This is a genomic window from Halanaerobium sp., from assembly GCF_003070835.1.
In genome coordinates this window covers 1-12,944 of record NZ_QBLR01000001.1, presented here as the reverse complement: position 1 = coordinate 12,944, position 12,944 = coordinate 1, and the positions used below count along the sequence as shown (strand labels likewise).

11 protein-coding genes are annotated in these 12,944 nt (G+C 38.4%); 10 read left to right on the top strand and 1 reads right to left on the bottom strand.

The genetic code is table 11. From position 1 onward, the window contains the following. The first annotated feature begins 37 nt into the window (after positions 1-37). Both CI949_RS00055 and galU read left to right on the top strand, forming a co-directional pair. Positions 38-1,912 carry a patatin-like phospholipase family protein gene (locus tag CI949_RS00055; protein WP_114489475.1) on the top strand — a complete coding sequence of 625 codons (1,875 nt, stop codon included), beginning with the start codon at positions 38-40 and terminating at the stop codon, positions 1,910-1,912. Positions 1,913-2,001: 89 nt separating this feature from the next. Beyond that, positions 2,002-2,871, top strand: a complete 870-nt coding sequence (galU, locus tag CI949_RS00050; RefSeq protein ID WP_076545705.1) for a UTP--glucose-1-phosphate uridylyltransferase GalU — start codon at positions 2,002-2,004, stop codon at positions 2,869-2,871. 7 nt (positions 2,872-2,878) lie between these two features. Here galU and CI949_RS00045 read toward each other — a convergent pair whose 3' ends face one another. Further along, entirely contained in the window at positions 2,879-4,516 is a 1,638-nt protein-coding gene (locus CI949_RS00045; protein WP_133530534.1) for a radical SAM protein, read from the bottom strand. 294 nt (positions 4,517-4,810) lie between these two features. Between CI949_RS00045 and CI949_RS00040 the strand changes: the two genes are divergently transcribed. The 8 genes from CI949_RS00040 to CI949_RS00005 form a co-directional block, all read left to right on the top strand. Beyond that, positions 4,811-6,979, top strand: a complete 2,169-nt coding sequence (locus tag CI949_RS00040) for a phosphodiester glycosidase family protein (protein ID WP_133530575.1) — start codon at positions 4,811-4,813, stop codon at positions 6,977-6,979. Between the two features lie 90 nt (positions 6,980-7,069). Continuing rightward, complete coding sequence (locus tag CI949_RS00035; RefSeq protein ID WP_076545707.1) at positions 7,070-7,597, top strand: hypothetical protein; 528 nt, start codon at positions 7,070-7,072, stop codon at positions 7,595-7,597. Between the two features lie 9 nt (positions 7,598-7,606). Continuing rightward, positions 7,607-8,617, top strand: coding sequence for a bifunctional heptose 7-phosphate kinase/heptose 1-phosphate adenyltransferase (locus CI949_RS00030; protein WP_076545708.1), 1,011 nt, complete (start codon positions 7,607-7,609; stop codon positions 8,615-8,617). Next, the gene (rfaE2, locus tag CI949_RS00025; RefSeq protein ID WP_076545709.1) at positions 8,607-9,092 is read left to right on the top strand and encodes a D-glycero-beta-D-manno-heptose 1-phosphate adenylyltransferase; all 486 of its coding nucleotides are present in this window, start codon (positions 8,607-8,609) and stop codon (positions 9,090-9,092) included. The genes CI949_RS00030 and rfaE2 overlap by 11 nt, the downstream gene beginning before the upstream one ends. A gap of 126 nt (positions 9,093-9,218) precedes the next feature. Next, a complete protein-coding gene (sigH, locus tag CI949_RS00020) occupies positions 9,219-9,845 on the top strand; it encodes an RNA polymerase sporulation sigma factor SigH (protein ID WP_076545710.1) in 627 nt (208 codons plus the stop codon). 2 nt (positions 9,846-9,847) lie between these two features. Next, positions 9,848-10,594: a ComF family protein gene (locus CI949_RS00015; protein WP_076545711.1), complete on the top strand. Its 747-nt coding sequence runs from the start codon at positions 9,848-9,850 to the stop codon at positions 10,592-10,594. 177 nt (positions 10,595-10,771) lie between these two features. Continuing rightward, positions 10,772-11,356: a ribosome hibernation-promoting factor, HPF/YfiA family gene (gene raiA / locus CI949_RS00010; protein WP_076545712.1), complete on the top strand. Its 585-nt coding sequence runs from the start codon at positions 10,772-10,774 to the stop codon at positions 11,354-11,356. Between the two features lie 281 nt (positions 11,357-11,637). Next, the coding region (locus tag CI949_RS00005) for a DEAD/DEAH box helicase (RefSeq protein WP_290761745.1) at positions 11,638-12,944 on the top strand (1,307 nt) is incomplete at its 3' end.

Below are 12,944 nucleotides of genomic sequence, written 5' to 3'. Positions count from 1 at the left end.
TGTTTTATTCAGCTTTTCCCGAACAGAGGTGTTTATTATGAAAAAAATAATTTTCATTTTTATTCTAGTTATTATTTTCACTACTTTATTTTCCGGGCTTCTTTTTGCTGAATCAGAGCCCGAAAGATCTGCAGCAGAAAATAGTCTGCAGGAAATAGAATTTGATGGCGAGAGCTATCTGGTGGAAAATTATCAGCATTTTAAAAACAGGATTGGAGCAAAAAGTGAGCCGGCCGTGGGGCTGGCACTTTCTGGTGGAGGAGCCAGAGCAATTGCAAATCTGGGGGTCATAAAAGCTCTGGTAGAAAATAACATTCCCATTGATTTAATGACTGGAACCAGTATGGGTTCAATTATTGCTACTCTCTATGGTAGTGGTCTGTCGGTGGATCAGATCGAAGAAATTGTAACTGATACTCCTTTTGCCAGACTTTTTAATTTCGGTCGGGGTGCTCTTTTGAATAGTAAAAAAGTAAATATTTTTATGGAATCAGTTGCACCGCAAAAAAAATTGGAAGATTTTTTGATTCCGACAGCTCAGCTTAGTTTTGATCTGGCAGAAGGAAAAAAATATTTAACAACAGAGGGTAAAATCTCAGAGGTGCTGCAGGCGGCCTATTCAATTCCCGGTTATTTTCCAATCCATTCTCAGAATGAGCATTATTTTATTGATGCAGGGGTACTGGAATCATCTCCTGCAAAATCAGCTGCTCTGCTGGGAGCTGATTATGTTATTGCCACTCACACACCTGAAGATGAGAAAAGATATGATTATGGAAGTCCTTTTCAATCAGCAAACCGTTTTTTAGAAATTATTCAGGATGAGTATTCCGGCCAGATACTGGACAGATATGCTGATTTTATTATTACTGCCGATGTTGAAAACTATACGTTTATGGATTTTAATTATGCCAGCAGACTGGTAGAAATAGGTTACCTGGAAACTTTAAAGAAAATTCCACAGTTAAAAGCTGAATTAAAAAAAGCAGGTATACCTCTCCGACAACCAGTTCCTCGTCAAAATTATAGTTTGGACAGCATACTGCGAGATCTTGAATTCGACCGGCTGATTGTAGAAGAAAGGGGAATAAGTCCTCTGATTTATTATGGAAGAGATTTTTCGCCTTTCAGCCAGGAATTATTTCGTACACCACTGGATCAATTTCAGGTAGGTGCTGAGATCTATTATAACAGGGCCAGGCTTGCTCTATTGGGAGAGGACAGCTGGGAGGATGCTTACTCAGCTGCTCTAAGAATAAAAAAAATTACGGATAGTCTTGATCTATATTTAAAATATAGAAATGATTATGATTCGGCTACTAAAAGTGATTATGAAGCAGAACTTAAATATTTTGGTAGAAGATTTAATTTATCTGCCGGCTATGGCAGGAGACAGGGGACTGAATATTTGCTTTTTGGAAATGATTTTCGCTATCTGGGTGATGACTTTCAGTGGCAGTCCGAAAATGATCTTTTTTTAAATTATCAGCAGGGTGATGTTGATATTTTGAGTTCACACCTTATTAATTATGATTTTACTGAGGCCTGGAGTATTGGGACCGAAGTTATTTATAATAGCAGTGATTTTGTGGAATCTCCACTTATCTATAGGGGTCAAAAACTGGACAGTAATACCAATCTGCAGGCTTCTTTAAATTTCAATTATAATTATAATTTGCAGCTGCCGATGGAACTTCTAAATTTCTTGCAGTTAACTGATATTGGAGGTTACCTATTTGTTGACTATTACAGTGATCAGCAGTGGTCAGAGGAGGGACTGGCAGTTGGGCCTGCTTTTAATTCGAGATTATATTTATTAGGTTTAAAACCAATAGAAGTTGATTTATTTGTGGCCCATGATTTTGAAATTAAAGATCAACGCTATGGACTTCAGTTTTCCTACAGTTTTTAACATCTATCTGATTTAATGTTATAATATTAATAAGAGAAATTTTGATTAATCTGACTTAGACTTAGCGAAAATTATTTGGGAGTGATATAATGAAGATTAAAAAAGCAGTAATTCCAGCAGCCGGCTGGGGAACCAGACTATTACCGGCAACCAAGGCTCAACCCAAAGAGATGCTGCCGATTGTTGACAAACCTTCTATTCAGTATATAGTTGAGGAGGCAGTTGCAGCAGGAATTGAGGATATTTTAATCATTACCTCTAAAGATAAACAGAGCATTGAAGATCATTTTGATAAATCTCAGGCCCTGGAAGCAGCTTTAAAAAGACAGGGTAAAACAGAGCTTTTAAATATGGTTGAAGATATTTCGGAGATGATTACTATTCATTCAGTCAGGCAAAAGGAGCAGAAAGGTCTGGGCCATGCTATTTATTGTGCCAAAACATTTGTGGGTAATGATCCTTTTGCAGTCCTGCTTGGGGATGATATAATCCATTCTAAAAAGCCAGTTATTCAGCAGATGATGGAGATTTATGAAGAAAAAGAGACTGCTGTTCTGGGCTGTAAAACTGTTGCCGAAAAAGACGTAAATAAATATGGAATAGTTGATTATAGCCGCAAAGATGGTGATGTTTATCGGGTCGAAGATATGGTAGAAAAACCATCACTGGAAGAGGCGCCTTCCAATCTTGCAATTTTAGGACGTTACATTATTACTCCTGATATTTTTAATATTTTAGAAAACACGCCTCCAGGCAAAGGAGGAGAGATCCAGCTAACTGATGCTTTAAAGACTCTGCTTGATAAGCGAGTAGTTTATGGTTATGATTTCGAAGGAAAACGTTATGATGTTGGAAATAAAATGGGTTTTTTAAAAACCACAGTTGAGCTGGCTCTGGCAAGAGAAGATTTGGGGCCTGAATTTAAAAAATACTTAAAGGAACTGACAGCAGATTTTTAATCAGTATTTAGAATTGAAAAAAATGGGAAAGAGTTTTCTGATCAAAATCTGGCCCCAGTAGAGCAGATAATTCTTTAATATCTGCTGGTTTTTCCAGTATTAGTCGGGAAGCTCTTTTGCTTCCGATTCCCGGGATAGCTTCCAATTCTTTTTTACTATAATCATTAAATTTTTTGGGCCATTTGAGAGCTGTAATTGAGCGATAACCGTGATCAACAACTTTTACTTTTTGAAAAAAATTGTCATTTTGATCGATGACTGCTGTTAGTATCGGGTAGGTACCCAGCTGTCTGCAGTAGTTGAGACTGCCCTTTTTCTTTTCGGAATAGAGGTCAGTTAAAACAACACCTGCCGGAAATACTTTTTTTAGCATTTGCTGATTAATTTCTTTATTTATTTTTTGTTTGTATTTTTTGAATTCACCCTGGGAGTACTTAACTTCAGGATAACTGCCCAGGCGGACAACCTGTCTGATATTAATTCTTCTGAGCATTAAATTATCAGTCAGTAATTTTTTTAAGAACTGATAATTATAATTAAGAGTTTTTCGGCTTTCTCCAATCAGGCCGTGGAGAAAATTGAGACCTGGAAGCAGTTTGGGGATGCCGTTTTCTCTTCTGCCGCCAATTTCATTCATTAGTTTAATGGCAAAATAATTATCCTTACTGCTGCTGTCTATATTATTTTTCTTTAAGACTTCTGGGTCGGCTGATTCCAGCCCAAAGGCTGCTGTATCACCGGGAGTGTTATATTTAGCAATGGTTTCTATAATTTGAGCTGATTTTTCTGGATTGCGGGCAATTTCAGCCGGGTTCATATTATCCATATGCAGCACTTTGAGATCAGGATCCGCTCTGCGAATGCCCTGATAGAGTTCCTTGATCTGATCTGGGTTTAAAATAAAATTTTCATTTTTCAGCTGAGCCCCATAGAGCAGTAGATCTGTCTGGCTTCCAAGGCGGTAGTGATGAATACCTACTTCAGCCAGAGCCTTAACTTCTGCGGCAATATTTTCCGGGCTGCGGCTGTAAGTTAAATTCTTTAGGCGTTCACTGCAGAAAGCACAGTGGCTGCTCCGGGGACAGCCTCGAAAAGTTTCCAGTTCGGCAATTATTTTTGGATAATTGGGGTGTCTCTTGAGTAAATGACTGCCGCTTAAGGCAAATTTGTTTATATACTTGTCAATTTCAGCTGGTAAAATTTCTGTTTCGGTCAGCCTTTTAAAAATATCTACTGCAGCGATTTCCGCTGCTATAATATCAAAATTATCTTTAAATTTTTCTTTCATATTTTCAATTAAGGTGATTGGCCCCCCCAGAACTTTGGTGGGATAAAAAACTTTTTTGCCTATTTCTTTAATTTCTGCCGCTGCAGCTGGCTGTCCCCCGAGATAATGTCCGGGAACTGTGGTTCCGGCAATCATAATTACTATGTCTGCGGTTTCCATTTTTTTTAGTTCTAAATCTTTATTTTCTCTTAGGCTGTCAATGGTCAGGTAGTTAAGATTATCGTCTCGCACGCCTGCTTCCAGGAGAGCACCCCAGAGATAGCGGATATGAGGAGAAATATAAGGTGGAACTCCGAGGCAGGAGGGTTCATCTAAATATCCATCTATTACTGTGATTTTTAACTGGTTATTTTTCATGGTTAGTTCCTTTCTCACTATTAATTTGCTGTTTTAAGCTCTTAAAAAGAGTTTAAAAGAGCTTTTTAATGTCTCAACTTTAGTTTTATGTAATCTTGATAAGTGATTTTTTAACAGTTTCTTTGACTTTATTATAACATAAAGCTTAACCCGAGGAAAAATACCTGAATAAATCAAAAATCCAGGCAGGATTTGCGGCTTTGAGATTAAATATATATAAGTAGGGAAAAAAGATCTCGCGGAAAAGTTTTGGATTTATACGGATTATTGAAAATCGGATAATAATAAATGGAGATGAAAATTGTGATTAAATTAAATTCATTTGTTTTAAAAATTTTTGGTTTTGCTCTAATTATATTGCTTTTGCTGGCGTTTCCTGTTTCTGCAGAGTATTATCAATCCGGATTAATTGATTTTATCCAGTCCAACCATCAGATAACAGTACCTATTTTTTCTCCAACAGCTGAGATCAGCCTGCGGGCTGAAAAAGACACAGTTCTAATAGCAGCAGGAGCTGAAAATCTGAAGTTGGAAGCTGGCAAAGAGTATTACATAACTCAGGGAGAGATCAACCTGCAGCAGCCTGAATTAAAAAGTGGCTGGGGAGTTCAGATAATGGCCAGTTCTACCGCCGAAAATGCCAGTCAGTTTAAAAACCAGGTAGAAATAGATTTTGAGGAACAGATAATTGTAAAAGAAGAAGAGGGGCTTTTTAAAGTTCTGGCCGGAGCCTTTAACGAGCGCGGACAGGCAGAAGCATTCCAGCAAGAATTGCAGCAAGCCGGCTATAATGGCTGGATAAGAGAGATTAAGATTAAGAATCAGGATTCTGATCCTCAGCAAAAAGTAGAAAATCAGCAGGTTCAGCCCTACAATCAGGAGGTTGGAGAAGGGCTTAATTTCTATAATGATGCTGGTGAGAAAATAAGAGCGGCTCATGTTTTTAAAATTAGGGGTCAGTTTAAGGTTGAGGATAGAAAAATGCAGGGAGAGTTTCAATTTGGACCGATTGGAAATTCAGTCTTATTTAGCTATAAAACTAATCTGGAGGAGATGACAGCTTATCTGCTGCAGAGTTCTTTTAATGCAGGTGCTCCGGTGGAGGCACTAAAGGCCCAGTCTATTCTTTATAGGACTTCACTGCTCTATCAGTTGGAAGTTCAGGGTGCACGCCTGGAAAACTTTAATAAGCTAGCCTTTGGTCGTTTGAGTCCGGTGTTTAAAGAAGCTGTAGCAGCGACTTCAGGCCAGGTACTTACCAGGGATAAGGAATTTTATTATAATAGTGATTTTTCTTTAAAAGAAATTAACAGTCCCAGAGCTGGTATTGTTCCCCTGGCTCAGGCAGATTATAATTTTCAGGAGATTATAGAATATTATTATGATCGAGCGGAAATTGCGGAACTGACAGAACTTATAGATAGTGAGCTTAAATTTACTGCTCGTATTAACCGGGGACTTAATTTTAAGGAAATCAGGCAAAAGAGCTGGGCCGGACCCCGAGTAATTACGGTTGTTGACTATGACCTCTCAGTTGATGAACTTAATTTAAAGCCAGTGCTGGCTCAGGGAGTTGTACCGGGAAGGGAAGATCTTGGTGATATCATTCGTGATCATTCTGCTCTGGCTGGTGTTAATGGAGGCTATTTTCATTACAGCGGCAGACCGCTGGGGCTGCTTTATCTTGATGGAACTCTGGTCAGTGAACCGCTTTATCAACGAACTGCACTTTTAATTGCTCAGGACAAAGAACTTTCTTTTGCTCAGGTAGACTGGGAGGGAGAACTGTTAATAACTGATCTTTCCAGAAGTTTTAAAATAAATGGTGTTAACAGGTCAGTTCATGCCGATGAAGCAGTTGTTTTTAACAGTTATTATGGGGCTCGAATGCCGGCCTTAAGTAAGGGCTATTATGATCTTGTTATTCGTTCGGGAAAAATTTTGGGTACAGAAACTGAGCCTGGAGCTGAAACTCCAATTCCCCCGGATGGATTTGTGGTTCGGGTTGGTTCCGAAAGAAGAGATTTAATATATTTAACACCCGAATTAAAGAACCAGAGGGTAAAGATTAATAACAAGTTTTCGCCTGATTTAGAAGAGAAGAATATTATTTATGCTGTCGGTGGTGGCCCGCGTCTATTGAAAAATGGAGAAATAAAAATTACAGGTAAGCAAGAAAAATTTCAACCTGACATTTTAAATGGTAGAGCGCCGAGAACAGCACTTGGATTAACAGCGGATAATCATCTTTTGATGCTGACTATTGATGGTAGACAGGAAAAATTGAGCATTGGAATGAGTTTAGAAGAAACAGCTGAAATTTTAAGAGAGCTGGGTGCTGTTGAAGCTATGAATCTTGATGGTGGTGCCTCAGCCAGAATGGTGATCAGAGGTTTTACAATGAATCGTCCCAGTGCAGATCGTTTGATTTCGAATGGAGTCATAGTTAATCGCGAAGATTAAAGCTCTGCATTGGAAAGTAACTTTTGCAGAAATAATTTTAAATATAGCTTTATCTAATATATAATAAAATTACACTAGAGGAGAGATAAAATGACTAAAAAAATAATGATATTAATGATTACAGTAAGCTTAATTTTTACAGTTTTTACAGCAGTTAATGCAGCTGAACTGAAAGAGGTAAATTACCTTATTTCAGGTGATTCAATGGAGATTGACACTCTGCAGTTAGAGCCAAAGTTTATTCTTAATGGTGGCCATCAGGGGAAGCTGAACCTCGCTTTTGATGGAGACGATTTTCATATTGGTGCAGATATTGGTTTGAATATGATTTCCCAGCCTGAGTTTAAAATGGATCTGCATCTGATGCTGACAGACAAAGTTGATGCTCAAGACTTTGGTAAAGGGGTAGGAATTTCGGCTGCAACTTTAAATAAGGATCTAAACTTTTTCTGGCAGACCTATTACTTTGTTGATGAGGACTTAACTGATCACAGTTATTACAGAGGTGGTGCCAGATATAATATTGGTCCCCGCAGTGATTTGGAGATAAGTATTGGTAATCAGTACTGGGATCTCAGCAATCGAGTTATAAATTTTGGTCTGACCTATAAAATGTAGGGGGCTGAGATGGGAAACTATAGTTCAGAGGAATTAATAAAATATATAAATAAATTTAGCGAAAAAAGAATAATGGTTCTGGGAGATTTAATAGCTGATAAATTTATTATCGCTGATCCAGAAAGGCTTTCTCGCGAGGCACCGGTTCTGATTTTAAAACATCAGCAGGAGAAAATCCTGCCTGGTGGTGGAGCCAATGCAGCTGCCAATATTGCCAGCCTGGGAGCAGAGGTTGATCTGCTTGGTGTTGTAGGAGAGGATCTGGCAGCAGAAGCTCTGATTGAAGAGCTTGAAGAACGGCAGATTTTAACTGCAGGAGTCTTTAAGGACAGAAGCAGGCCGACTGCTGAGAAAACAAGGATTCTGGCCGGTGGTGAGCAGATTGTTCGCCAGCAGGTGGTAAGGGTTGATAAAGTTAAGAGTTTTGATATCAGTACTCAGCTTCAGCAGAAATTAAATTCTTACCTTAAGGAAAATATCGCCAGCAGTGATGCGATTCTTTTTTCGGATTACGGAAACGGAATTTTTAATCAGAATAGTACGGCTCAGTTTGTAGAAGCTGCCGCTGCTGCCGGAAAAGAGTCAGCTGTAGACAGCCGTTATCAGTTAAATCAGTTTAAGGGAGCTGTAATTGCAACTCCTAATTTAGAAGAAGCCTCTGCTATTTATGGCAGGGAACTGAGATCTCAGGCTGAAGTAGAAAAAGCTGGTCTAGAAATGAGGAAAAAGCTGGAATTAAAATATCTGCTTATAACTCAGGGTGGAGATGGAATGACTCTTTTTGCACCCGGAGATAAAATAGAGCATATTGCCGCTGCTAATTTTAGTGAAGTTTTTGATGTAACAGGTGCTGGAGATACCGTGGTTGGTACACTGGTTCTGGCCCTGGCGGCAGGTGCACCGGCAGAGATTGCGATTAGAATTGCCAATTATGCTGCCGGGATTGTTGTCCGCAAAAGTGGGGTTGCTTCAGTTACAGGCGCCGAATTAATCAGGGAAGTGAATAAAAATGACAGCTAAAATTATGGACCTCGATGCTTTGAAAAAAGAAATTGATGCCCGAAAAGAGGCAGGAGAATTAATTGTTTTTACAAATGGTTGCTTTGATATCCTGCATGTTGGTCATATTCGCTATTTGAAAAAAGCTGCTTCTCTGGGTGATAAGCTGGTGCTGGCTGTAAATAGTGACAGTTCAGTTAGAAAGCTGAAAGGGAAAACACGTCCTCTGATGCCGGAGGCTGACAGACTCGAAATGCTGGCTGCTCTGGAAATGGTCGATTATCTAATACTCTTTTCGGAAGCTGATGCCACTAACTTACTGGAGCAGATTAAACCACAGGTTTATGTTAAAGGTGGAGATTACAGAATTGAAGATCTACCTGAGGCGGAGACAGTTTACAGTTATGGTGGAAAAATAGTTTTAATTACCGAGGTTAAGGGAAAATCAACAACAAATTTAATTAAAAAGATAAGGCAGATTAAAGATGAAAAATAGTCAACTACAAATTCTTATTCTGCTGACCCTCTTACTTTTAGGAGTGACAATGCTGGAATTGGGTATTTCATTTCAGGATTTGATGAGTTTTTGAGGGAAAACTGAGACCAGGATGGGGGGATATTCTTGTTTAAAGAGAAGGAAGAAGAAGAGATTATAGAGATGGCCCAGGCTGGAAATGACTTTGCAATAGAATATCTAATAGATCAAAATATGGATATAGTCTATGCTAAGGCCAGATTCTTTTTTATCAAGGGTCTGGATCGGGATGATGTTATTCAGGAGGGACGAGTTGGACTGTACAAAGCAATCCGGGATTTTAAAGAAGATAAAGGAGCTTCTTTTCGAGGTTTTTCTCAGCTTTGTGTACACAGACAGCTGGTTTCTGCTATAAAAAAGGCAAATCGCCAGAAACACATGCCTTTAAATACCTCTGCTTCTCTTGATAAAAGCCTGGACTATGGCAATGAAACGGGAAGAACTTTTAATGAAATTTTACCAGATGAAGGAGAAAATCTAGAAAAGAAATTTATCTGTCAGGAAACTTTAACTACAATTATTGACGAACTCTCGGAAGAATTAACAGATCTTGAATGGAATGTGTTTATGCTTTATCTGGATAGTAAATCCTATCAGGAAATATCCGAAGATCTTGATATTAATGTCAAAACGGTTGACAATGCTCTGCAGAGGGCCAGAAAGAAAATTGATGATCTGCGTGAACATTACAACCTCAAAGGAGTTGTTAATTAAAATTGAAAGTACTGGATATTTTAAAAGATTTGGTTTATCCTGAAAAACCTGTCTGTCTTGCCTGTGGTCGCAGATATGATCATTCCGAAATAGAAGGGGTTTGTGACCGCTGTCTGGCCCGTTTTTCTTTTATTACAGATGCCTGCCCGGTCTGTGGAAGAGAGGTTGTTCCGGCAACCTTAATTGAAGGGCAGCCCTGTCCGGAATGTAAGGAAGAAAGACCGCCTTACAATTATGCCCGCAGTGTTTTCACTTATTCAGGTTATGCCAGAGAAGTACTTTTGGAATATAAATATGGTCATCGGCCAGATCTGGCTGAGCCATTTTCGCAGATGTTATTTCTCTATTATGATGAATATTTTAAAGATCGGGATATAGATTTTTTAATTCCAGTACCAATGCATGGTGACCGCAAAACATATCGCGGTTATAATCAGGCTGCCAGACTGGCAAAAGAGCTTTCCAAAAAAATAAAAGTCGAATATAAGGATGTGCTTTTTCGAGTTAAAAATTCACTCCCACTTTATACTTTGACCAAGAAGGCAAGAAAACTGGAGCTGGAGGGAGCTTTTGAGTTAAAAGATAAGATTGATCCCGCTATTTTTGAGGACAAAAACATTTTGATTATTGATGATATAATTACAACAGGTACTACTTCTTCTGAGATTTCGCATTTTGTTTTAAAAGAGATGGGTGCCAAAAATGTTTATGTGCTGACAGCAGCTTCAGTACCGGTTAAGTTAGACTAGTTTTTGAGTTACGCTTCTTTCTGAACTTAAATTAAAACTATTTAGATTAAAATTAAATTAAGATTTTTAATAATTATTTTTTAAGGCAGGAATTATTTTCACTTTGTAGAATAATATAATATACAGAGAAAAGCAAAATATAATAATAATAATAGTTGTATGAGAGGAGTGAGCTTCATGAAAATTATGACCTATGGTAAAAACATTGATGTTACCCCGGCTCTAAAGAAGCACGCAGAGGAGAAGGTAGAGAAGCTGGAGAAGTATTTCAATGGAGAACCGATGGAAGTTCAGATCTCCATGGAAGTAGAAAAAGAAAGACATATTGTCGAAGTTACAGCCTTTGTTAAGGGTCTTATCCTTAGAGGTGAGGAAGCTTCCGGTGATATGTATGCTTCTATCGATGGTGTAATGGATAAACTTGAGCGCCAGGTTAGAAAATATAAAACTAAGATTCACGATAGATATATTGAGAAGAAACAGGAATACAAAGAAGAATATAAGGAGAAGCGCAAAGAACAGGTCTTAAATCATCAGTTAGGTAATGAGGAAGAAAATATTGATACTGATGTATTTGAGCCGCAGGTTGTGAGGACCAAGCGTTTTCCAATGAAGCCGATGAATGTAGAAGAGGCCTGTATGCAGATGGACCTCTTAGATCATGACTTCTTTGTTTTCCATAATGCTGATACAGAAGAAACCAATGTGGTTTATAAGCGAAACGATGGAAATTATGGCTTGATTGAGCCAACATTTGGTTAAGATAATAATAGTATTAGATAAGATTGAATTAAGAGGGATGCCCTGGCGGGCTCCCTTTTTTTATACCATTATGAGAAATTATTCACTATAAATAAGAAAATAGATCTTTTGGTACCGGGAATTAACCAATAATCTAATCTGCCTTTAATTGTGTTTTAGGGTTTAAGATGATATAATTACTTTGATTGAGATAGCAGGAATGCATTAGATTTACAAATGGAATTATATTATTATAATACGATTGAAAATTTTTTAATCGTCAAATTTAGGGAGGAAGATAAATGTTTGAGTTCCTCAAGAACTTATTTAAAGATCCAAACGAAAAAGAACTGGAAAAATTGGAACCGATTGTAGAAAAAATTAATGCTCTTGAACCTGAAATGCAGGCATTGAGCGATCAGAATTTAAAGGCGAAGACTGCAGAGTTTAAAAATAGATATCAGGAGGGAGAAAGTCTGGATGAGCTTTTACCGGAGGCTTTTGCTGTTGTAAGAGAAGCTTCTCAGAGAGCAACCGAAGCTGGTTTTCGTCACTATGATGTTCAGCTGATTGGAGGAATTGTTCTTCATCAGGGAAAAATAGCAGAAATGAAGACCGGGGAAGGAAAAACGCTGGCTGCAACTCTACCTGTTTATCTTAATGCTCTGAGTGGACAGGGGGTACATGTAGTAACAGTTAATGACTATCTGGCCGAAAGAGATAGTGAGTGGATGGGCCAGATTTATCGCTTTTTAGGGATGTCTGTGGGAGTAATTTTAAGTGGAATGTCTCCTGCTGAGAGAAGAGAAGCTTATAACTGTGATATTACCTATGGTACCAACAACGAGTTTGGCTTTGATTATCTAAGGGATAATATGGCCTATAAGGAAGAGGACCTGGTTCAGCGAGAGCATCATTATGCAATTTTAGATGAGGTCGACAGTATACTAATTGATGAAGCCCGGACTCCGCTGATTATTTCCGGTCCTGTTCAGGAAAAAAGTTCAGATTACCGCAAGTTTAATCGCGTAATCCCTGCCCTCAACCGGGAGGAAGACTATGAGATTGATGAGAAAAACAAGCTGGTAACTCTGACTGAAGCCGGGGTTGAAAAAGCAGAGAAAAAATTAAATGTGGACAATCTTTATTCAGAAGAGAACTTTAAGCTTAACCATCAGTTAAATCAGGCCTTAAAGGCCCACACCTTAATGAAAAAGGATAGAGATTATATAGTTAAAGATGGAGCGGTAAAAATTGTAGATGAATTTACCGGCCGGGTAATGGAAGGACGCCGCTACAGTGAGGGTTTACATCAGGCTATTGAGGCCAAAGAGGGAGTGGAGGTCCAGAAGGGAAGTCAGACCTTTGCGAAAATTACTCTGCAAAATTTCTTTAGAATGTATGATAAACTGTCCGGAATGACAGGTACAGCCGAAACTGAAGAAGAAGAATTCATTAAAATTTATGATATGGCAGTTGTCGTTGTGCCAACAAATGAGCCGATGATTAGAGATGATATGCCTGATCTGGTATTTACCAATAAAGAGGCTAAATACAAGAATGTAATCGCAGAAATAAAAAGTTTATATCAAAAAGGTCAGCCGGTACT